At 59.4% G+C, this 22,493-nt stretch carries 18 protein-coding genes; 4 read left to right on the top strand and 14 right to left on the bottom strand.

Annotated features, from left to right (window positions below; translation table 11 throughout):
* Nucleotides 1-62: 62 nt before the first annotated feature.
* Together smpB and OBACDRAFT_RS06990 are read right to left on the bottom strand one after the other, a co-directional pair.
* Nucleotides 63-536, bottom strand: coding sequence for an SsrA-binding protein SmpB (smpB, locus tag OBACDRAFT_RS06995; protein ID WP_043584068.1), 474 nt, complete (start codon nucleotides 534-536; stop codon nucleotides 63-65).
* Between the two features lie 165 nt (nucleotides 537-701).
* Nucleotides 702-899, bottom strand: coding sequence for a DNA-directed RNA polymerase subunit omega (locus OBACDRAFT_RS06990; RefSeq protein WP_043584066.1), 198 nt, complete (start codon nucleotides 897-899; stop codon nucleotides 702-704).
* 274 nt (nucleotides 900-1,173) lie between these two features.
* Between OBACDRAFT_RS06990 and cysC the strand changes: the two genes are divergently transcribed.
* From cysC to OBACDRAFT_RS06975, 3 genes are read left to right on the top strand one after another with little or no spacing between them, the layout of a single operon-like run.
* Nucleotides 1,174-1,845, top strand: coding sequence for an adenylyl-sulfate kinase (gene cysC, locus OBACDRAFT_RS06985; RefSeq protein ID WP_043584064.1), 672 nt, complete (start codon nucleotides 1,174-1,176; stop codon nucleotides 1,843-1,845).
* Nucleotides 1,842-2,903: a sulfate adenylyltransferase subunit CysD gene (cysD, locus tag OBACDRAFT_RS06980; protein WP_081721864.1), complete on the top strand. Its 1,062-nt coding sequence runs from the start codon at nucleotides 1,842-1,844 to the stop codon at nucleotides 2,901-2,903. The genes cysC and cysD overlap by 4 nt, the downstream gene beginning before the upstream one ends.
* A 40-nt stretch (nucleotides 2,904-2,943) precedes the next feature.
* Complete coding sequence (locus tag OBACDRAFT_RS06975) at nucleotides 2,944-4,272, top strand: sulfate adenylyltransferase subunit 1 (protein WP_043584062.1); 1,329 nt, start codon at nucleotides 2,944-2,946, stop codon at nucleotides 4,270-4,272.
* Between the two features lie 281 nt (nucleotides 4,273-4,553).
* Here OBACDRAFT_RS06975 and OBACDRAFT_RS06970 read toward each other — a convergent pair whose 3' ends face one another.
* From OBACDRAFT_RS06970 to OBACDRAFT_RS06905, 12 genes are all read right to left on the bottom strand, one after another.
* Nucleotides 4,554-5,519, bottom strand: a complete 966-nt coding sequence (locus tag OBACDRAFT_RS06970; protein WP_043584060.1) for a type II secretion system F family protein — start codon at nucleotides 5,517-5,519, stop codon at nucleotides 4,554-4,556.
* Nucleotides 5,520-5,601: 82 nt separating this feature from the next.
* Nucleotides 5,602-6,909: an endo-alpha-N-acetylgalactosaminidase family protein gene (locus OBACDRAFT_RS06965; protein WP_043584058.1), complete on the bottom strand. Its 1,308-nt coding sequence runs from the start codon at nucleotides 6,907-6,909 to the stop codon at nucleotides 5,602-5,604.
* Nucleotides 6,910-6,919: 10 nt separating this feature from the next.
* Nucleotides 6,920-8,335 carry a hypothetical protein gene (locus tag OBACDRAFT_RS06960; RefSeq protein ID WP_043584056.1) on the bottom strand — a complete coding sequence of 472 codons (1,416 nt, stop codon included), beginning with the start codon at nucleotides 8,333-8,335 and terminating at the stop codon, nucleotides 6,920-6,922.
* A gap of 26 nt (nucleotides 8,336-8,361) precedes the next feature.
* The gene (locus tag OBACDRAFT_RS25080; protein WP_052361374.1) at nucleotides 8,362-9,123 is read right to left on the bottom strand and encodes a prepilin-type N-terminal cleavage/methylation domain-containing protein; all 762 of its coding nucleotides are present in this window, start codon (nucleotides 9,121-9,123) and stop codon (nucleotides 8,362-8,364) included.
* A gap of 15 nt (nucleotides 9,124-9,138) precedes the next feature.
* Nucleotides 9,139-13,056 (bottom strand): alpha-amylase family protein, encoded by a 3,918-nt coding sequence (locus OBACDRAFT_RS27485; protein WP_157836944.1) that lies wholly within the window; start codon nucleotides 13,054-13,056, stop codon nucleotides 9,139-9,141.
* A gap of 121 nt (nucleotides 13,057-13,177) precedes the next feature.
* Nucleotides 13,178-13,861, bottom strand: a complete 684-nt coding sequence (locus tag OBACDRAFT_RS06935) for a hypothetical protein (RefSeq protein WP_043584048.1) — start codon at nucleotides 13,859-13,861, stop codon at nucleotides 13,178-13,180.
* A gap of 47 nt (nucleotides 13,862-13,908) precedes the next feature.
* Nucleotides 13,909-14,745 (bottom strand): hypothetical protein, encoded by an 837-nt coding sequence (locus OBACDRAFT_RS06930; protein ID WP_043584046.1) that lies wholly within the window; start codon nucleotides 14,743-14,745, stop codon nucleotides 13,909-13,911.
* A gap of 69 nt (nucleotides 14,746-14,814) precedes the next feature.
* Complete coding sequence (locus OBACDRAFT_RS06925) at nucleotides 14,815-16,044, bottom strand: substrate-binding domain-containing protein (protein WP_052361373.1); 1,230 nt, start codon at nucleotides 16,042-16,044, stop codon at nucleotides 14,815-14,817.
* Between the two features lie 237 nt (nucleotides 16,045-16,281).
* Nucleotides 16,282-16,590, bottom strand: a complete 309-nt coding sequence (locus OBACDRAFT_RS06920; RefSeq protein ID WP_043584045.1) for a cupin domain-containing protein — start codon at nucleotides 16,588-16,590, stop codon at nucleotides 16,282-16,284.
* 363 nt (nucleotides 16,591-16,953) lie between these two features.
* Complete coding sequence (locus OBACDRAFT_RS06915; protein WP_043584043.1) at nucleotides 16,954-17,400, bottom strand: GreA/GreB family elongation factor; 447 nt, start codon at nucleotides 17,398-17,400, stop codon at nucleotides 16,954-16,956.
* A 58-nt stretch (nucleotides 17,401-17,458) separates the two neighbouring features.
* Nucleotides 17,459-18,427 (bottom strand): aldo/keto reductase, encoded by a 969-nt coding sequence (locus tag OBACDRAFT_RS06910; protein WP_043584112.1) that lies wholly within the window; start codon nucleotides 18,425-18,427, stop codon nucleotides 17,459-17,461.
* Nucleotides 18,428-18,696: 269 nt separating this feature from the next.
* Nucleotides 18,697-19,683: a serine O-acetyltransferase gene (locus tag OBACDRAFT_RS06905; protein WP_232766763.1), complete on the bottom strand. Its 987-nt coding sequence runs from the start codon at nucleotides 19,681-19,683 to the stop codon at nucleotides 18,697-18,699.
* Between the two features lie 209 nt (nucleotides 19,684-19,892).
* On the opposite strand from OBACDRAFT_RS06905, the gene OBACDRAFT_RS06900 reads away from it, so the two are divergent.
* Nucleotides 19,893-22,478 (top strand): glycogen/starch/alpha-glucan phosphorylase, encoded by a 2,586-nt coding sequence (locus OBACDRAFT_RS06900; protein WP_043584041.1) that lies wholly within the window; start codon nucleotides 19,893-19,895, stop codon nucleotides 22,476-22,478.
* The last annotated feature ends 15 nt before the right edge of the window (nucleotides 22,479-22,493 follow it).

Below are 22,493 nucleotides of genomic sequence, written 5' to 3'. Positions count from 1 at the left end.
TCAAAGGGACAAATCCTCAAAAGGACAAATCCCAAAGGGAATCCGCGCCTTGGGCTTGGGGGTCAGCGGTATTTGAAGGCCTTTTTGACTTCCATGTCGGACTCGCGTTTGCGGAGGTCGGCGCGTTTGTCGTAGAGTTTTTTGCCGACGCCGAGCGCCACTTCGATTTTTACGAGCGAGTCTTTGAAATACATGCGCAGCGGGATCAACGCACGCGCCCCGACCTGCATGGCTTGGGCGATTTTGCGCATTTGGTGCTTGTGGAGGAGCAGCTTGCGGATGCGGCGGGCGTCGTGGTTGTAAATGTTGCCGAAGGAATATTCCTCGATGTGCGCGTTGTAGAGCCAGAGTTCGCCCTTCTCGAAACGGCCAAATGCGTCGCTGATCTGGGCGCGGCCCGCACGGATGGATTTGACCTCGGTGCCCTTGAGCTGGATGCCGGCCTCAAAGCGTTCCTCCACGGTATAATCGCGCAACGCCTTGGCATTGCGGACTTCCGTGTAGCGTTTGGTATCTTTTTTCTTGGCGGCGCACATGGCGGGAGGGGAGGGAGACAGAGTGAACGCCGGTTCTTTACGGTTGTTAACGAAAAACCGTCATCAGAAATGCCGCTTTTGAAAGGCGGGCGTCCCGGATGACGGTTGGAATCGGATGAAGATGGATTGGCCAGAGGTCTGGGCAACAACCATCAAGGGGAAGCGTCAGGCGGCCACCTCGTAGGTGATTTTGCCTTCGATGACTTCGCGCAGGGCGATGTCCTCGGGAGCGAGTTTTTCGAGGGACTCAACCAGCGGGCGGTGTCCGCGGCGGAGTTGCTTAACGCGGCGCGACACCACGTTGATGAGCAGGTTGGGGTCGGTAATGACCTTTTGAGCTTCTTTCAGGTAATCGTCTCTCATGGTGCGTGGATCAGATAAAATTAGGCGAACTGGAGAGAAAACGCTTCGTGCCGATCACGGTCAAGGCGTTTTTCCTTGGATGCCGCCGCCCCCCCCCCCCTCCGTCGCTCCCGGTAAATGAGGCGTCCGTGCAACATCGGAATTTACGTAGCGATTCTCTTTTTACGATATCATGTTGAATGTGAGTTGGTTATTTTAATTCCCCTTTTGGTCGGGGTATTTTGAGCTTGCGCCAAGCTTTTAACTTCTCAAAGTTTATCAACTCACTAAACAAATGAGCCCTGTGGCCAGTTTCGACACTCACCTTTATCCCGTTTTCGACCGCGTTCTTCCGCGGGCGGAAAAGGAGGCCCGGCTTCGGCAGCGTGGACTGGTGGTGTGGCTTTACGGGCTTTCCGGCTCCGGCAAGAGCACCCTCGCGATCGCATTGGAGCGCCGCTTGTTCGCGGAGGGAGTCACCACGCACCTGCTGGATGGCGATAACATCCGCACCGGCCTCAACCGTGGACTCGGCTTCACCGACGAGGACCGCGCGGAAAACCTCCGGCGCGTCGCCGAGGTGGCGAAGCTCTTCGCCCAAGCCGGGTTGGTGGTGCTTTGCTCATTCATCACGCCGCTGCGCGAGAACCGTACCCGCGTGCGCGAGATCATCGGCGTGGACGATTTTTTTGAGGTTTACGTCAAGGCGTCGTTCGAGACCTGTGCGCGCCGCGATCCCAAGGGCCTCTATGCGCGGGCGGCTGCCGGCGGAGTGGGGCAGTTCACCGGACGAGATTCGGCGTTCGAACCGCCGCCCCTCCCCCCCCCCCCCCCCGGTTCCACAACCGCTGCTCCGTTCGTTGTCGATACGGAGACGGCCACGCCCGAGGTCTGTCTCAAACAACTCCACAACGCCATTTCCAATCGTATCCAAATTTCCAGCACAATACCAATCACGACCACATGACCGCCATCGCCATCGAACCGCCACCCTCTCTTCCACCGCCCGCCTCGTCTGCCACATCCACCACATCCGCCGCATCAGCAACAGCAGCGTCCCGCCCGACTCAGGCGACCGCCGGAGCCACCGCCAGCGCCGCCTCTGCCACAGCCTCCGCGTTTACATCCTACAACCTCTCGCATCTCGCCCAGCTCGAACACGAAGCGATCTTCATCATGCGTGAAGTCGCCGCGCAATTCGAGCGGCCCGCGCTCCTGTTTTCCGGCGGCAAGGATTCGATCGTCATGGTGCGCCTCGCTCAGAAAGCCTTCGCGCCGGCCCGCTTTCCGTTTCCGCTCGTGCACATCGACACCGGGCACAATTTTGTGGAGACCATCGAATTTCGCGACTGGCTGGCCAGGGAGACAGGAGGCCGTCTTGTTATTCGTTACGTGGAGGACTCGATCAAGAGCGGCGCTGCCGTGGAGGAAAGAGGACTCAACCCCTCGCGCAATGGACTCCAGACGATCACGCTGCTCGAAACCATTGAGGAATTTAAGTTCGACGCCTGCCTGGGCGGCGCGCGCCGCGACGAGGAAAAGGCCCGCGCCAAGGAACGCTTTTTCTCGCATCGCAACGAGTTTGGCCAGTGGGACCCGAAGAACCAGCGACCCGAACTCTGGAACCTCTTCAACGGACGCAAACAAGTCGGCGAACATTTCCGCGTTTTTCCGCTCTCCAACTGGACTGAGATGGACGTGTGGCAGTACATCGCCCGCGAGAATCTGCGCATCCCGTCGATCTATTTCGCGCACCGCCGCCGCGTCGTGAACCGCGGCGGTACCCTGTTGGCGGATACGCCCTTCATCAACCTGCTCCCCGGCGAACACTTCACCGAGCGCACGGTGCGCTTCCGCACCGTCGGCGACGCCACTTGCACGGGCGCCGTGGAATCCACCGCCGCCGACCTCGCCGAAGTCATTCAGGAAGTCGCTTCCGCCCGCGTCACCGAACGCGGTACCCGCGCCGACGACAAACGTTCCGAAAGCGCGATGGAAGACCGCAAAAAAGCCGGTTATTTTTAAGAACATCTCTCCCCCCCCCCCCCCCTCTCCTCACCATTTCATGCACACCGACCAGCATTATCTTTCCATGGACCTGCTTCGTTTCACCACGGCAGGCAGCGTGGACGACGGCAAATCGACCCTCATCGGACGCCTTCTCTACGACTCAAAATCCATCTTCGAAGACACCCTCGAAAACCTGGAGCGCGTCACCGAACAGCGCGGCGAGGACACCCTCAACCTTTCGCTCCTCACCGACGGCCTGCGCGCCGAACGCGAGCAAGGCATCACCATCGACGTCGCCTACCGCTACTTCGCCACGCCCAAGCGCAAGTTCATCATCGCCGACACGCCCGGCCACATCCAATACACGCGCAACATGGTGACAGGCGCCTCCACCGCCAACCTCGCCATCATCCTCATCGACGCGCGCAAGGGCGTCATTGAGCAAACCTGCCGCCACTCCTTTATCGGCTCGCTCCTCGGCATCCCGCACGTCATCGTGGCGGTCAACAAGATGGACCTCGTGGACTGGTCCGAGCAGCGCTTCAACGAAATCGTTGCCAGCTACAAGGAGTTTTCCTCGCGCCTCGCCATCCCCGACATCCAGTTTGTACCCATATCCGCACTACGCGGCGACAACGTCGTGGACCGCTCCGCCAACATGCCTTGGTACGCCGGCGCTCCGCTTCTCCACACGCTGGAAAACATCTACATTGGCAGCGACCTCAACCACGTTGACCCGCGTTTTCCGATCCAGACCGTGATCCGTCCGCACACCGACGCGTATCACGATTTTCGCGGCTTTGCCGGACGCGTGGCGGGCGGCGTTTTTCGTCCTGGCGACGAGATTCTCGCGCTGCCCTCCGGACTGCCTGCGAAAATCAAATCCATCCACGGACCCGACGGCGAGATCCAGGAAGCCTTCGCGCCGATGTCGGTGACGATCACGCTCGACCGTGAAATCGACTCCTCGCGTGGCGACCTCTTTGCGCGTCCAGCCAACCAGCCTCACGTTACTCAGGACGTCGAGGCGATGGTGTGCTGGTTCTCGCCGACGGCGCTTCAACCCGGCGGCAAATACATCCTTCGTCACACGACGCGCGAGGCCAAGTGCGTGGTCAAGGCCGTGCTCTACAAGGTCAACATCAACACGCTCCACAAAGCGGGCGACGACCTTGCGATCGGCATGAACGACATTGGCCGCATCCGCTTGCGCGTGGCGCAACCGTTGATGGTCGATTCGTATCGTCGCAACCACACGACGGGCAGCTTCGTGCTTGTGGACGAATTTACCAACGCGACGATTGCCGCCGGGATGATTCTCTGGCCCGAACCCAATGCCGCGCCTTCTTCCGAGAACCCGTGGGTGGACATGGGCGGTTTGTGAAAATTAGAGCATTTACAATTGAGATGTAGCCGTCGTCTTAACGGTAGGGAGGCCTTTGTGCCCTCTGCCGAGGGCAGCCCTTCGGGCCATCGCCTCCGGCGATGCCATCTCCGCGCTGCTGCGCTCCGTCCGAGGCCTCCGAAACCACGCTCCATTTACCTATGAATTTCGCATTCTGATACTACGCACGGCGGAGGCCTCGGAGAGGCCTCCCTACCAGGTATCAAATGGCTACAATGGATGGGCGCGAATAAAGACAGGATTTCCGTGCGAAACGCGGTTTACATCAGGCTGTTGAGCTTGTCCACGTAGCCGAGGATGAAGCGGATCACGTGATAACCGACCACCACGGCGACGATGCCGAATACCACGCCGGGGTAGAACAAACTCGCCATCTTCAGCCGCGCTCCGGCGTAGTCTTGATGAAGGCCCGCGAGCCGGATCATGTTGGAGTCGAGTTGTCCGGCGGTCTCCCCCGTGCGATACATCGTGACGAAATCATCGGGGAAACAGGAAAACTCCTCCAGACGCGTGCCGGGCAGACCGCCCCCTTGCACCGTGTCGCGGATCGAACGTGCGGCGGCGATGAGGGCGGGTGAACGCGAGGAACGCCCGGCGGCGATCCACGCGTCGCCGATGGGAGCCCCGGCATCGAGGAGGTTGCCGAGCGCGAAACAGAAATCCGCCAGCGCTTGCTCACGCCGGTAGCGGCGAAAAATCGGGAGCAGCGACAGCGCGCGGTCCCAGAGCGGACTCTCGCGTTTTGCCAGCACGAAGCCGGTGACGCCCAGTGCCCAGAGCGGCAGCAACGTGACGGCGAGCGAACCGAGGTAGGCGGATTCGTCCCATTGGAAACCACGTTCCCAATCCAGCATTCGCAGGAGCGGGAACATGAGCAGCGCCACGTGCAGGATGACGACGGGGTAAATGCACGCCATGACGACGCGACCCGAAGCGGCGGCGAGTTGTCCGTGGCGGGAGGAGAGATTGCGCAACGTATGCGGCAGGCGTCCGGCGATTGAGGCTGTGGCGAGAAACAGCCGGTCGCCACGCGGCAGCCAGGGCCCTGCGGCGTCCAGCGCATCGGGAAACGACATGCCATCCTCCAGACGGCGAACCATGGCATCGCGGTCGGGTTTGGGCGCGCCGGCGTTGCCGCGAATGGCGGCGATGAGAGGCAGGCCGGCTTCGAGTTGTTGCGCCAGTTGCAGATACCACGCCGAGATTTTTTTGTGACTGAGCGCCATGCGGGGTAACTGAAACCGGGAAACCCAAACCGGAAAGCTGAAAACCAGCCCATGCGGGAGGTTTTTAATAAAACAAGTATGGTTATTTTTTCCGAATCCAAGCCGGCACACCCGGTTCCAGATCAATTTCCAATCGTCCTCCAAGCGTGTGCTGGATGTGCCCCCCACTCTTTGAAGAACTTGATATTTCCACGTTGCCCCAGTCTTTCGGCAGCGTGTCGAGGCAGGTTGGACCACCGGCTTTGTTGTATGCGACAAACGTCTCATCGAGCCATGGAGCAGGAAGGCAATAACAGTCGCCCTGCTTTAGCACTTGCCCCTCGCGAGTGACCGTGTGCACACCGTCTGCAATCACACTGTGCACGCCGTTTTCGAAGATCACTTCGTAACGCCGCGCAGTGTGGATGTGTTCGATGGCGCGGCTCAGGTTGAAGAACAACCACGGTATCGTATGGAGAAAGACCTGCTCCAAAAATTGGCCGACCTCTGGCACCCAGAAAATGTCACGATCCACCGAATACCCCCACGCCTCTTCGTGGAGACAGCCCGCCTCCGGCGCGCCGAAAGTGGCGCCCCAGTTGATCGCCTCGTAAAAACGATAGTGGCGTTTGTTCCATTGGGGACCGCCACCGCAGATCACATCGGGCGGATATTTTAACCGGCTCGCCTCGTCGAGATTGTGATGGACAACCATCGGCACGAAGCCGGCCAGTTCGTGATGGAACCACTCCTTGGTGACATCCACTCCGCGGCTTTTCCAATAATGCAGAATTTCCACCATCGCGGCAGTGTCATCTTCACGCGTGACTTTGTGGAAGGGACTTTCACGTGGAGCGAAAACATCAATGTGCACCGTCCCCGCCTCCGCGATGGGCAGCATTTCAAGAAACGCATCAATCCGACGCCGCGCCAGGCCGCTGTCCCATTCGCGTTTTTTGCAAATGATGTAGGACTGCTCGCCGCCCCATAACGCTCCCTTCGCAAACGAACCGTCAGCATTTCTAGCCAGCAAGTCGCGTTCGGCATATTCGCCCCACAGCGGACTGTTTTCGTAGGCGTCACACATGTTGATGTGAACGCTGACGATAGCATTATATCGCCGGGCTTCACGCATGAGCCAAAGCAGGCTGTCGAGCGCCGTGGCATCCTCCTCGCGTTTGAGCCGCGGGTTCACCTCGCTCCATGCCGGATACTTCGAATCATGCCCGTCGAACTGCCAGCCAACAATGTAGGCGATCTGTGGCAGACCTCCAGTGGCTGCGTATATCGTGCGGATGATGTCAAGCGCCTGCGAAAAAGTAATGTGCATCTTGGGTTCCTGTTTTTCCGCAAGGAAAATTTTGTAAACCAGGGACTGGTGATAATGGTGATTGTATTTGAATTTTTCCATGTAGTTGAAATTATATTACAGAATGGATTTGACAGAATGGATTGACGATCTCCAGCAACCCGGGTTCACAGAGGCTGTCCGAATTCATCCCGGGTAAGCTCTCTTCGGGGCCGATGGCGATGGCAGACGGGTTACACTTCACCCCGGCAAATTTTTGCAAGCCTCGATCCGAAACGGACCAATGCCGGGCATTTTCACGAAACACCACATCGCCACACGTCCGTTGGAGACTGTTCAACGGCGGAATGTCCGCCGTCAGGCAGGCATTCTTTCCAAGTCGGTTGATGAGGAATGTCCACAGTGATTGCGCATGACCGATGGCTGAGAAGAGAGAGTCACCGCCAAGCGCCACGGGAATCGTGCCGTCGTCAAAGACATAAGCCGCAAGTGTTTTTTCCAAATCGCAGACAATTGATCTGTGTTCGATGGAAGAATGACGGCGCACATGATCTCCCATGATTTCAATCAACTCTGGATACGCGCTGAACGTGCATGGCAGACGTTCCCAGCCGAGAATCTTGTCCTTGTTGGCCAAATCAGTGGTTGCACCCCACGCGATGTGACGCAGGCCGTCCGGCCCCACATACGTGGCTCTAAAAAGTCCGTTCACAACGTTGTCGATGACTGGCGGCAAGCGTCCGTCTCTTGTCAGCGTGTGAATGATTTTGAGCATCGGCACGATGATCCCGTAATAGGAGCTGCGCTCGGCAAAATTGGAGCGGTCTCCCCGTTCAAAAAGTCCCGTTTCCGAGTGATAACACGCGGGGCTCAAACAGGCATCGAGCACGGGACTCCCGAACTGGTCGTAACGCGTCCAGTCTCCGTTCGTCTGCGCTTGTTTTGCCAGGCACGCGACAATGACAAGATCCTGATTGGTGACGCCGCAAAAGCCCGGCTCCTCCAGTGGTTTTTTCCATGCGTTGCCGCGCTTCCACCAATGGCGTTCGATCCACCGCCACCAACGTTCAAAAGCGAGGTGAATTTGCGCCACTCGCACGGGGTCGGCCTCCGGCCACTCTGCATAATTCAGCAGGCCGAGCATCGGCAGCCCTTGATGGATCGGGCAACTTTCCTCGCAGGAATAAGTCGGCTCAAATTCGCCCGACGCATGAAAGAAACCTCCGTCATCGGTTTGTAAATACAACACGTTGCCAATGATGTCGTGAGTAAGAAGTAACCAGCGTGGGTCACGGGAATTTCGATACAACGCGATGATCCCGGCCAACAGGCCATGATAGCGATGGATGGACTGTCCGTGATAACGCCGGGCGAGGGCGGAACTTTCACTCCAGCATGCGTGCAAATGGAGTTGCCCGAACTCGCCCGCCCCTTGCCGCCAGCTCCACAGGTTTGCGGTGCTCTTTGCGAGCAACTCGCGCGAGAAAACATGCGCGGCATCGAGCCGTGGATAATGGAGCGTCTTCATCGAGATGAGGAGGAGTGGGGGGGCTGCTAGAAGGCGCGGAAGTGGTCGTAGGGCGAGCGAATCCGCCCGGGCGGCATTGCGGATACATGCCCGTCAGCAAATGCGACATTGATGACTCGTCCGTGATAAAACTCACCGTTGAGTTTTCCCGACGGACTACCGTCGATGACGCATTGAGGCCCGGCAAACTGGAATTGTTGCGTGGAAAACACCTGGCCGGAGCCGTCTGTGAAATGTTCCGCGAACAAGGCGCTTTTCGACGCGGCGGCGAGCTCCGACAGGTTGCGGCTGACTTCCTTGCCATTTACGGCGCCAAAGAGTCCCATGCCTCCCGCCCAAGTGTCCGCCGTGGTGGCGGGAACGCGCATCAACGTGTAGGAGCGCGCCCATTGCTTTTGAGCCTCGTCAATCACCAGTGGACGCGGGTCAACCGGGCATTTCAGGATTTCCGAATAGATGAGCGGATTGCCATTGGCATCCGCTTTTACGTCGAGGTAGGAGCTGATTTTTGCATCCCACCGCGGAGCGGTGATATTGCCCGGCAGGGGAAGGGCGCCTTTATTGTCGTTCGCGAACATCAGCATCGCCATGGCGATTTGGCGCACATTGCTTGCGCATTGCGCGCGTCTGGCAGTGCCGCGCACTTTGGAAACCGTTGGGATGATTATCGCCGCAAGAATTCCGATGATCGTGATCACGGTTAGCAACTCAATCAACGTGAAGCCAGTCCGGTTCAGCGCATTGCGATGTGTTGCAAGGAGGGGAGGGGGGATGGATGCGGAATTCATGGTGTCGGGGGGGGATCAAGGCGTTTCGTCGGGATGTGCGGGTTCCAGTTTATAGACAAGCGTTTGTGAGAGAAACATGCGGGCTGTGAGACCTCGAGAAATTTCCCCGGTGCTCTTGATTCCGCGCATTGAGTCGGCGCTTTGACGTGCGCCGTCGATTTGTTCAAGGCCAGTCAGTTCGGAAACGCGCCAGTGACCTTGCGGCAATCCGTTCAATTGCCATACAACATTGATCTGTGCCATCATTTTGTGCAACGCCTCACGATCCAGATCGGGGATCGGCATTGGCAGGTGCGGGCGGAACGAATCCGGCAGACGATGAACAATCGCGTAGTGAACATCGCCTTTCTTCAGGTGGGTGATTTCCACGTCCGGGCGCGATGTGTCCGATGAAAGAATACCGCCAGCCCATGAATAAAAACCACGCATTAGCCCGGTGACACGCGGCCAGTCCGGTTGACCTGAAAAAGCCACGACGCGCCCCTTTCCCCGTTGCCACGAAATCACTGCAGGGGAACCGTCTGTGAAACGCGCTTCAACCTCGTGAGCGCCCGTCTTACCCAATTTCACCGACGGGCTCTTGCGAATCCACAATCTTTGTCCTTCCGCAAACAACCTGGAGCCGCGCACGGGAACCGCCCCGGCAAATGCGTCCTCGTTGTCATTGCGAGGCAGGCCGCTGTTGCCCACATCCGAAGTTTGTCCGTCTTTTCCTCCGGCCGTCGTCACGCCTGCAGCCTGCCAGCCAAGGCGTTTCCACAGGGCATCGTCGTTTGTCGGTTCTTCTATTACCCAGCGTCCCGAATCGGGAAACACCACGATGCGCCCGCCGGCGTCCACGTAACCGGCAAGTGCATCCGCCATGCGGCGCGGCATCACCTGTGCCCCCACCGGAGGCACCACCAGCAGTTTGTAGCGGTCCAAATCCTGCATCGTGCCATTCTCCGAGAACCACGCGGGCGCCAGTTTGTCGCGATACATCGCCGCCGCCGGTCTTGTCACATAATCTCCCATGCGCAGAGGGAAAAACGACCTCAGTCCAAACTGCATGGTGCTCCACGTGTGCACAGCAGCCATGTCAGGTTGTCGGGCCAGTTCCGAATCACGCAATTCCTTCCAGAGTGGCGACCACAACTCCACCCATTCGGCCAAGCCCGCCTCGCGATTCGGAGTCCATGTGCCGACCGGGATGTTGTTCCTCCAGTAAAAATTCCAGTGATACCCCTCGCCGCCCGAACCGCTGATCTGAAACGTTGCCTGTTCCAACCCTGCCGGGACAGGTGTCAGCAGGTGCACCTCGTGCGGCCACGCCATTCCTGTTTCCGTTACCGCCCGCTTTGCCTCCAAAGGCACCTGATAATACAGTTCACAACCACCCGTGTGGCGGCGCCAACGTAGCGAACGCGCCGACTCGCTCAAACGCGGCGAGGCAAAATCCAATCCAAAATATCCTACGATTGAACGCCGGTCGTCCAATCCACGAATCGGCTTCAGCACATAATCGATAAAAAATGTTTCCAACCCATGTCGGCGAAATTCCACCCAATCTCGCCATCCATCACTCAAATCCGGGCGGCTCCAATCTTGGGAGGCCATCGGGAGACGCTCCGCGTAGCGTCCCTTGCTCCATTGGTTGAACGCGGCGACAGTCGTAGGCGAATAATCTGCGCGTTGCCCCCAGTAAGGCTTGTCGATTGTCGTCCAGTCGAGCGATCCCGGCAGTCCCCACACATGATAACCGACAATCGCGGGACGATTACGATAATGACGCACGGCTACCTCCGTGTAAGTGCGAATGGAGTCCAGCATTCCCGGCGTCCATACTGATGGGATGCGTCCCACTCGGCAGCGTTGCCACACATCGGCCCGTCCGTAGTTGTTGAGCTGATGCTCCACAGGCAGCCAGACTGGCGCCTCATAACGCAACTCCAGGACCACGCGCCCGCCTTGCCGTTCCACCTCGTTGATTATACGGTCAAGCATCACGAAGTCATACACACCGGGGAGCCGTTCAATCTTGTTCCAATCCGCCCGGATGCGGAACAAGTCAAACCCTGCCTTTCGACCATCTTTGATCCATTGGCATGTATCCGAAAAAAAACGCGGATCGTCCGGGTGATTCTCATACATCGCCCATGTGAAGTAGTTTTTTCCCGGCCCGAACAGTTCCGCCTCCGTGGGGGCTTTGTCACGGTAATCAAAGGAATCGGAACCGGGGGGGGAGAGGGGCGTGTGGCCGCCAAGCGTTCGCGAATCGCGATCAACAGGGGTGCCGTCAACGAGACGTTCCGCCGTATAGCGGAATATGCCCCCCGCAGGTGGCGCCCATCGGATGGGATTGTTCGCATCCATCACGCCACTACCAACGATCTCACCCGACGCATCGGCCACCACACGCCATGTTTTCTCGCCCGGTAATTTGGCCCACGATGGCGCAGGGATGATTAATGTGTCGCCAATTTTTGTGCTTGAGACCGTGGATGCACCAGAGGAACGGTTGTCTCGCATGACGGAGGAGGGAGCCGACAACACCGACAACGCCCAGCGTTCTTGATGCAACACGCCAGCTACCTGCGCATTGCCGTTCACGATCATTTCCGCGCCATCGGCCAGCCGCTTCAATGATATGGCGCTGAATGCGGCATCGCCCTCGCGAGTGGCCATCAAATCCAGTTGAATTCGTGCGACCCCCTCCGGCCAGTCGAACACACGGGATATCCGGTGGGATTTGTTTCCCGAAACAAAAACTTCCTCTTCAACTGCACCCACCACGTTCAATCTTTCGTCCATGGGCGCAGCACGGACAACAGGCCGACCGCTGCCACCGCCCGTCACGCTCAACTCATAACGCCCCGCGCCCGGCACTTTTACCATTTGTCGCCAGCCCGCACTGCCCTGCTCTTCGCCTCCGGTCTTTTCTCCGCGCAAGATACATGCTTCTGGCATGGCGCGACCTTCCCAGCGGGCCTCTCCCGTCGCACGCCAGATCAGGCGATTCCAGCCATCTGGCGTTGCCTGCCCCAAGTCTATCGATCGCCGTGTGACGATCACTTCATAATTCCCCGGCGACAGGTCTCCCAGCTTGGCTACGCGCTCGAATTTTTTCCAAAAATCATGCGCGTCAAATGTCAGTCGTTGCTCACCCCGCAAGACAGGCGCGCCTTGGAATCCTTTCAAAACTTCCCACGACACGATCGCATCTCCGCCACCCGGCAGCAATTGATCGGCCAGCAAATATGGAGCCACGCCTGATTGCGTCCATGTCTGCGTCATATTGTAACGCAATCCCGGCACATTTAACGCCCAATGATAGCCTCCTTTGCCCAGTGTGTATTCATCCGCGACTATATGCCCCAGTACCCATTCGCCATGCGCGTCGCCTTTTGCCTCAAAGCGGATTCCGGTCAGTTGCAATGGCCTCACGGGCAACATCCCGCCACCTTCGTCGGTCCGATCCACCAGACGCCCCACCTGCGGATGCAGTTTGCCCATTTCATTGGCATCAAAGGCGAATGTTTCCAGAAACTGCCAGCCCGGCTGCCAGGACTCCAAGCGCGGCAGCGTGTATTCAAATTCACGTCCCTTCGCGTCCACAAACGTCAGCCAGGCGTCATCCAGCGCCGGCCGTTTTTTGACATAAACCCACAGCCCGGCTCGCACGGTTTCCTTGGGCAAGGTCACCCAGTTTTTCAGCTTCAACTCAAACTTGCGTCGCGCTGCCGCATCCCCCGTCCCACTCAAGATTAAGCGCATCGCTCCATCGGTTTTTTCGACAGCAATGCCGGGCACGGATGATGGCGGCAGACGCCACAGGCTCTCATCAGCAAAGTGTTTGACCAATTGGACATCGGCCCGCGCCGTAATTGTCATGGCAACAGAGGAAAGCAGTGACAGAACGGCGAACGAGCATGAGACGAGAGCACGATAATTCATGGCAATGGAGGTAAGGAAAATGAGAGAGACGGAGACAGCAGGGAGGGAGAGCAGGCGGGAGGGTTGCGGAGAACGGGGAGAGGGGCGAGGTAACAGGGATGGAATAAACAAAGCCGGGGCGTTATTTGGAGGCCCCGTCCTGAATCTCGGAGACAACGATGTCGGCATAATACTGCGACTGGTTGCCTCTGATGTAGATGGCGGCAAACTCGTCAAAATCCTTGTCCACGACCGATGTCACTTGCACGCCATCAACCAGCACCTGCAACTGCCCGGTGGCCTTGTTCCAAGAAAATTCAAACTGAGCAAACGGCTCTTGGTTGATCACATGCCCCGAGTCTTTTGCCTTGCCCAACATTTTGCCGGTCTCGCTCCAGTTGACCAGTGTTTCGGTCAGATCGAACTTGCGCACGGATACCGATCCGTTGCCCGTGCCCGAGGCCGGATTCCCGGAATCCCAGAGCACGGCGTAACCGCGTTTTCCGGCAGCATCGAACAAGCCGAGCCATGTGCCGCGGCGAAGATCGGTGTGCAGCACTTTGAAACTCACCTTCCAACTGCCCTTGAGCACAACGGGCAGTTGCCGGCGCTGGAGGCTGTTGGAGAAAACGCCATAGGGCCGTCCATCGTTGACGCCGGCTTTGTTGCCTAGGCCGGCAAACGATCCCGTGTTGCCTACGCGTTCCCACGCGGCGCGCAACGCACTTTCGGTTTTGTAATCGAAACGTTCCTCGAAAACGGAGGCCGCGTTTGATTGTAGCGAAAAAATAAATACGATCAGGAGTGCGAAGGTCAGTTTGTTCATAAAAATGGGTGCGGTGAGTGGCGTGTTTGTGCGGGGGGGGAGGGGGATCAGCCGCGATTGAGACGACGCTGGAGGACGGTTGCGAGAAGGCAGGCCGCGCCCGCCAAGACGGCCACGGTACCGGGTTCCGGGACTGGTGTCGCGGTAACTCCTATGTTGTCGAAATACACATTGGCATTTCCTTTGATATATACCTTTGAGACATCAATTCCGGTGATGGAGACGGTTTTAACATAGGCACTGTCAGAGGAGACGTCCGTTGAAAGTGTGAGCGTCGAGGCCGCGCTGTCATAGGCCAGTGTCACGGTGACGAAGTGGTTGTTCGTGACGGAGTCGAAGAACGGATTTAACGTCGGCACACTTGGTTCCGCCGAGCTTTGCAGAAACGAGAAGCTTCCATTGGGCAATGAGGTGAGGGCGGGGTTGTCCGTGCTTGGTGCCGTGGTGCTACTGTAGGATCGTATACTGAAAGAGGAACTGGCGTGTTCAACTCCCCCCGAGTCCCACAAGGCGACATAGCCGTTTGTTCCGGCCTCATTGAAGAGGCCCACCCAGCCACCGCGTCGGTCAACGGTATGGATGATGTCAAAGGTCAGTGTCCAGTCTTGCGAGGTGGTTATGGTTTGGGAGAGGGGACGGTAGATGACGGCATTGGGACCGACGAGGTAGGGCGAGTGCGGCACGTTGGCATCGGTGGCGACGTTGGGTGTGCTGCCGCCCGTGTATGGCTTCGTCCACACTGCCATGAGCGCAGCTTGATTCGCGTAATTGAAGGATTCATTGAAGACTTCTTGTTGGACGGCGGCGAGGAGCGATGAGGTCGCACTCGCCAGCAGGATGAGTGCGACAATCGCACTGCGCGGGGTGTGGATGGTGGCTTTCATGGTATTTGGATGGTCTGGATTAACGGTCCGGGAGTTCGGAATTCTGAGACGAAGAGAGAGGGGGGGGCGTCACACGAGACACACCGACTGGCGTTCGACGAGTCGTCCGCGCACGAGGTGAATGGAGGTGATGGGGCGCCGGGCGGTGGCCGGGGTGGCGATGAGATTGAGGAGATGCCGGGTGGCTTCGGACGCCACGACAGTCAGCCCCACGTCGAAACTCGTCAGTTGCGGGGTCAGCGACTCGCAGAGGAGTTCCATATTGTCGAAGCCCGCCACGCTGATGTCGTCGCCAACACGCAGGCCGCGTGCAGCCAGAGCCGTGTAGAGGCCGCGGGCCATCCAGTCGTTGGCCGTGAGGATCGCGGTGGGGCGTTGCGACGGAGGAAGCGCAAGGAGTCGGTCGAGCGCGGAACCCATGTCAGGCGAGGTGCGTTCGGGTTCGTTGATGGTGGCCTCAGGTTTTTCCGTCATATCGACAAGCGCGGGGTCGTAGGCGGATTGCTGGCGGAGGCAGCTTTCGTAGCCTTGAAGTCGGTTGATGAAAATGGGATTGCGCGCGTCGGTGCAGAGGAAGGCGATGCGGCGGTGGCCGTTGTTCCAGAGATGCTCGGTCATCACCCAGCCCGCGCCGTGGTTGTCGGAGGCGACTTGGGGAAAGGGGACGGCGGGGTTGTTGAGCGCAAGGAGGACAACGGGAAGTTCCGGCGGCAGGTGTTTGAGGAACGCGGGCGCGCCGCGCGCGGCTTTGATGAGCAGACCGTCAACCTTTCGTTCGCGCACACAACCCGGCACTTCGGCGGGATTGACCGGAAGCTCCATCAACGCGTGGAAACCGGTGCCCTGACAGCCTTCTTCGACGCCCAGCATATAGGAAGCGATGAGCGGATGGTTGCTCCACGAGGGGCTGTTTTCGGCAAAGACCATGCCGATGTTGCCCGTCTTCGTAGCAGAGGCGGGCGCGTTGTCTGTATTGGAAAACAAATTACCGTTGGCGGTGCCAGTGCCGTTGGCGAAGGACGCATCGGGGGCGGGGTTATTGCACACGACACGGGTGCCGGTGCGGGTACGGCGCTCGACGAGGCCTTCATGCACCATGAGCGCAACGGCTTTGTTGATGGTGCCGGAACTACACGCGAAACGGGCGGCAAGCTCGGCTTCGTTGGGCAGGCGGTCGCCGGCCTTCCAGACGCCGTCGATGACTTCCTTCCGGAGTTCCGCATGGATCGTCTCCACCTTGCCGGAAGGGCGAAGGGGAGCAGGATTCATGGAGGGGAGGGCGGCGGCAACGGAACTCATTGCCGGAAAGTTGAATCATTGAGTGAGAAATGGCGAGAAATAAATTACTCGAGAATGGATTATTGAATCATATTTGATTTTAAAAAATAATTTAAAATACTTTTTTTAAATAAATTATGAATAATTATTCATTTGTGATTATTTTCAAAATTTTCCACACGGTAATGCAAGAATCGCGTGGATCGAATGAAGAAGGCGGAATGCGGAGGGGGGGGGGGGGCGCGGGTGACTGTGCCGCTACAGCAGCGCCATGCGCAGGAGTTTGGCAGAGTGAGCGGGGCTGGGGTTGCGGATGGAGTGGCGGGTGCCGGCGGGGATGAGCAGGGTCTGGTCTTGATGGAGGGTGACGTCGTCGCCGTTGAGGCTCACGGTGACGGAGCCTTCGGTTACATAGATCACGTGGTCGTGCGGATGCGCGTGGTCGGCGAGGCGGCGACCGCCGGGGCCGATGAGCGCGACGAGGCATTCGAGCCGGGCGTCGTCATAGATTTTCTTGGTCAGAAAGGCGGTGTGCGCCTCCGGGGTGATGTAGTCGGTTTGTGGCATGGGCTGAGGTGTGGTGGGATACTCCGAGCGTTGAGGGAGAGCCGCGTTCGGAGCAATGGATTTGTAACGATGGAACGGCGGCGTTCCGCCTCAGCCTTTCACCCACTTTTGAGAAATCATGGCATCAATATTCTTTTGGAAGCGGCTCCGCCTCAACCGAAGAGAGGTATAGCCGCAAAAAAACAGGTCGGCTGCGCCAAAACCAATCGAGCCAACCGCGAATGAACGCGAATAGACGCGAATAAAAAGGCAGAATTCATTGGTTTTATTCGCGTCTATTCGCGTTCATTCGCGGTTGTTTTTTCGGAGATTACCAGAGGGAAATCATACGTTTTGGCGGCAGGGGGGGGGGGGGGGGCGGTTTCACGAATGGTTGAAGCCCAAGCCGGACAGCGTCATCGCGGGAACCACGGGGCGGGGCTGGCGGCGCGCTTCCAGGATGCGCAGGCGGCGGGCTCCGCCGGGCATCTCCCAAGTGACGACGTTGTCCACTTGATAGCCGAGGAGGGCGGTGCCAATGGGGGCGAGGATCGAGATGCGGTGGGCCTCGGGATCGGCGTGTTCAGGCAGGGTGAGGGTGTAGGTCTCGATTTCGTTGGTATCCAAATCCTGGAGACGGACTTCGCAGTGCAGGGTGACGACGCCGTCGGGCATGGCGGTGTCGTCCTCGATGATGAGTGCGCGGTCGAATTCGGCGCGCAGGCGGGCGAGGTTTTCGCGGTCGTGCCGGCCTTCGGCAATGAGATTGAGGCGGGCACGGATTTGCAGGAGGTCGGCGCGGGAGATGTAGATGGGTTGTTGTTCGTTCATGGTGGCGGGCGTTTAGGGTTGGATCGGGAGGGCGGAAGGCAGAGCCGGGTGTTGGGATTTACAGCGCGGCGGTTTTGTGGATTTCCGCCGATCCGGCGGTGAGGCGTTGCATGTCGTCTTCGGTGAGTTGAAGGCGGGTGGCGTCGAGCGCGGACTGGAGGTGTTCGAGCGCGGTGACGCCGAGGACGGGCGCGGTGACGCGGGGGTTGGCGAGCACCCAGGCAAGGGCGATTTGCGAGGGGGGGGCCTGACGGGTGGTGGCGATGTCCTGAAGGGTGGCAAGGGTGGCGTCGGTGTGCACGGAGGCGTAGCGGGCGCGCAGCCATTGCGAGCGGGCGGTATGAGTAGGGGCGACGGGGTTGATGAGATAGCCGCCTGCGAGTGGGGAGCGGGCGAGGAAGCCGAGGCGGTGTTCCTGACAGAGATCAAGGGTGTCTTCTTCGTAGCGGGTGTGGTCGAGCAGCGAGTAGTCGCTTTGCGCGACTTCGAAGCGGTTGGTGTTGAGGCGGGCGGCGCGGCCGAGGCTTTCCATGATGCGCCAGGTGGGGAAGCCAGAGGCGCCGACGCAGCGGACGAGGCCGGCGAGTTTGAGGCGGTCAATGGCGGCGAGGATGTCGTCGGTGGGCGGCAGGCTTTCGTGCCACTCGATGAGGACGAGGTCGAGGTGCTGGCAGTGGAGGCGGCTGATGGCGGTTTCGCAGCAGCGGTGAAGGGTGCGGGCGATGTATTCGGGGCCGCGTTGGTGGCGGCGGAGGGCGATACGGGTGCCGATGATGAGTTCGTGGCGGGGGATGCGGCGGCTCTGGAGCCAGCGTCCGACGTGTTCTTCGGCGGGGTTGGCGGGGGCGGCAGAGGATTCGAGGTCGGGGCCAAGGCTGGTGCCTTGGATGAAGTTGCCGCCAGCGGCGCGAAAGGCGTCAAGGATGGCGTGCGAGGTGGTCTCGGGCGTGGTCCAGCCAAAGCTGAGGGTGCCGAGACAGAGTTCCGAGACGTAGAGTTCGGTGCGGCCCAGTTTTCTCTGTTTCATGATGGAGGTGTGCGGTAAGTGTGCAGGATTGGCGGGAGGTGAGTGTGTGTGGTTGAGTGTGGGAAAGGCGTGAATGAAGCAGGTTGGTTGCGAAAGGGGCCGGGGTGGGCGGCGGGGTTGTCACATCAGGTAGCGGGTGGGTCAAGGCCAGAGGTCAACTGGACAGAGGCCGGAAGCCAGAGCCCAAAGGCCAGACTTCGGCTGCGAAAGGTTTGAGGCATTCGAGCATCCTATTTTTGCTCTCCGGCCTCTGTCCGTTAACCGCTGCTCTAAATCGACCAGTTCCAAGCCTGCAATTCGTCTTGGTTGCGGGTTTCGACGGCCTTCTCCTGTTTGCGACGGGAACGGACCACGAGGTTTTCGCCTTTGTAGTAGGCAATGCAGTGAGCGGGGATCGATTCGAGCAGCCACACGTTGGCACCGACGATGGTGTGCTCGCCGATGGTCGTGTCGCCTCCGAGAATCGTGGCGTGCGAGTAGATCGTCACGTGGTCGCCGATGTTGGGATGACGTTTCACGCCCTTGATCGGGTTGCCGTGGTTGTCCACTTCGAAGGATTTCGCGCCGAGCGTCACGCCTTGGTAGATCTTGACGTGGCTGCCGATGATGGCCGTCTCGCCGATGACGACGCCGGTGCAGTGGTCGATGAAAAAGTGGCTGCCGATGCGCGCGCCAGGATGGATGTCGGTGCCGGTTTTTTCGTGCGCGTATTCCGTAATCATGCGCGGCAGGATGGGCACGGCGAGGTTGTAGAGGAGGTGCGCGATGCGTTGCAGCGAGATCACGAGCACGCACGGGTAGGCGAGGATGATCTCCTCAAGACTGCGGGCGGCGGGGTCGCCATTGTAGGCGGCCTGCACATCGGTCTGCACAATGTCGCGCAGTCCGGGCAGGCCCCCGAGCAGGCGCATGGTCACGTGTTCGGCGTGGCCGACCGGGTCCTCGTACTCGGCAAAGCGCAGGCTTTTTTCTATCTCGGCGCGGAAGCGGTCGTGCAGGGCGCGGACGCGCGCGGCGGTGTGCGCGGCGATGTCCTTGCGGCTGATGCCCGTCTGGTCGAAGTAGCCGGGAAACAGCAGGTGCATGCAATCGACGGCGAGGCGGTTGACGGACTCTTCGGAGGGCAGATTGACCCCGTCGAGGTGATTGATGCCTCCGTTGGATTCGTAGGAGGCGAGGAGCGCCAGTGTGATGTCGTCGAGCGTCATGATGAGCTGATTTCCGCGCAATTCCGATGCGGTGCGGACGGTGTGCACTGTCGGCTGGGAGCGGCCCGGGTTAAAGCTGATTCTGCGGCACGGTGACTGAAAAGGCTTCCTGCCGCCTGCTTCGCCGTCCGGCCTTTGGTCGGGCCACCATCCGCCGGGCATTGTTCGTCGCCAATTGTTCACAATTTAAAGATTGGTTCCCGCCGCTCGCCTCTGGCACGGTTCCTGTTTTATTAGCGTAAACCTGCTTCATACACATGTCCGCCGCATCCACCTCCACCAAATCCAAGAAAAAGTCCGCCGCCCGCCCCACCACCTCCAGCCGCGCCGCCATCGCCGAAACGCTCCCTCCCTTTGCTCCGGCGGCAGTCGAGCAGTCCACTCCCCCGCTTGACGGCACTCCGACCGACGCCTTTCGCATCAAGCAAGCCATCCTCCGCCATCTCACCTACACCCTCGGCCGCGATTCGCACACCGCCACCACGCGCGACTGGTGGATCTCCACCGCCCACGCCGTCCGCGAGCACGTCCTGACACGCCTCATTGCCACCCAGGCGGTTCACAACCGGCAAAACTCCCGCCGTCTCTACTACCTCTCCCTCGAATATCTCATGGGCCGCCTGATGGAGAACAACCTCCACAACACCGGCCTCTTCGAGCAGACTGTCGAAGCTCTCAAGCAACTCGGCATCGAATGGGAAACCATCCGTGAATCCGAGGTGGACATGGGCCTCGGCAACGGCGGCCTCGGACGCCTTGCGGCCTGCTTCCTCGATTCGCTCGCCACGCTCGATCTGCCTGCCATCGGCTACGGCATCCATTACGAATTTGGCCTGTTCAAACAGGAATTCGTCAACGGCTCCCAAGTCGAGCATCCCGACAACTGGACCATCTTTGGCACCCCTTGGGAAATCTGCCGCGCCGAAAACACCCAGCGCGTGCAACTTTATGGCCGCGTCGAAACCGTGTTTGACGACCTCGGAAACTCCCGTCCCCAGTGGGTCGATACCAAGACCATTCTGGGCGTCCCCTACGACATACCTATCGCCGGCTACGGCACCAAGACCGTCAACCTCCTCCGCCTCTGGGCCTCCCGCTCCACGGAAGAGTTCGATCTCGCCGCCTTCAACAGCGGCGGCTACGTCGAAGCCGTCCGCGAGAAAGCCGTGGGCGAGACCGTATCCAAAGTTCTTTACCCGAACGACAAAACCGAGAACGGCAAAGAACTCCGCCTCGTGCAGCAGTATTTCTTCGTCACCTGTTCCCTGCGCGACCTCATCCGCCGCCACTTCCGCGAACCGGCCAACTCTTGGGAAAACTTCGCCGAGAAAATCGCCATCCAGCTCAACGACACCCACCCCGCCATCGCCGTGGCCGAGCTTCAACGCATCCTCGTGGACGAAGCGGACATCGACTGGAACCGCGCTTGGAAAATCGTCACATCGACCTTCGGTTACACCAACCACACCCTCTTGCCCGAGGCCCTCGAAAAGTGGGGCGTGCACCTCTTCATGCGCGTCCTCCCGCGCCACACCCAGATCATCTACGAAATCAACCGCCGTCTCCTCGAACACGTCGAGACCGTGTGGCCCGGCGACAACGACAAAAAACGCGTCCTCTCGCTCGTTGAGGAGAACGGCCAGAAATCCTTCCGCATGGCCAACCTCGCCGTCGTCGGATCGCACGCCGTCAACGGCGTCGCCGCCCTCCACACCGAACTCCTGAAGAAAGACCTCTTCCCCGAGTTCAACGCCCTCTATCCCGGCAAATTCCAAAACAAAACCAATGGAATAACCCCCCGCCGCTGGCTCGAAGCCTGCAACCCCCGCCTCGCCGCCCTCCTCGTCGAAACCTTGGGCAACACCCGTTGGGTGCGCGACCTCAACCTCCTCCGCGGCCTCGAAGCCCACGCCGGCAAACCCGACTTCCAGCGCCGCTTCATGGACATCAAGCGCGAGAACAAGGTCGAACTCGCCGCCATCATCAAGCAGGACTGCGGCGTCGAAGTCTCGCCCGACGCCCTCTTCGACGTGCAGATCAAGCGCCTCCACGAATACAAGCGCCAGCATCTCAACCTCCTTCACATCCTCACCCTCTACCGCCGCATCCTCCAAAACCCCACGCTCGACATCGTCCCCCGCGTCGTGATCTTCGGTGCCAAGGCCGCCCCCGGCTACGACCTCGCCAAAAACATCATCCGCGCCATCAACGTCATCGGCGACCGCATCAACAACGATGCCCGCGTCCGCGGCCTGCTCAAAGTCGTGTTCCTGCCCAACTACCGCGTCTCCCTCGCCGAGCGCATCATCCCCGCCGCCGACCTCTCCGAGCAAATCTCGACTGCTGGCAAGGAAGCCTCCGGCACCGGCAACATGAAACTCGCCCTCAACGGCGCCCTTACCATCGGCACGCTCGACGGCGCCAACGTCGAAATCAAACAAGAGGTCGGCGACGAAAACATCTTCATCTTCGGCCTTACCGTCGAACAAGTCGAAGCCCTCAACGCCCGCGGGTATTATCCTTGGGACTACTACCACGCCGACGCGGAACTCCGTTCCGTCATCGACTGGCTCGGTTCCGACTACTTCACGCCCGGCGAGCACGGAGCCTTCTGGCCCTTGCATCACAGCCTGCTCGACGGCGGCGACCCCTTCAAAGTCCTTGCCGACTACCGTGCCTACGTGGAATGCCACGAGCGCGTCGATGCCGCTTATCGCGACAAAGCCGGCTGGGCCAAAAAGGCGATTCTCAACACCGCCCGCGTTGGCTTCTTCAGCAGCGACCGCACCATCAGCGAATACGCCAGGGACATCTGGAACCTCCCCCCCGTCCCCGTGCCGTAACGCATAAAAAAGTGG

It is taken from the genome of Geminisphaera colitermitum TAV2 (assembly GCF_000171235.2).
Lineage (GTDB): Bacteria > Verrucomicrobiota > Verrucomicrobiia > Opitutales > Opitutaceae > Geminisphaera > Geminisphaera colitermitum.
This window is presented reverse-complemented; position numbering and strand designations above follow the sequence as displayed.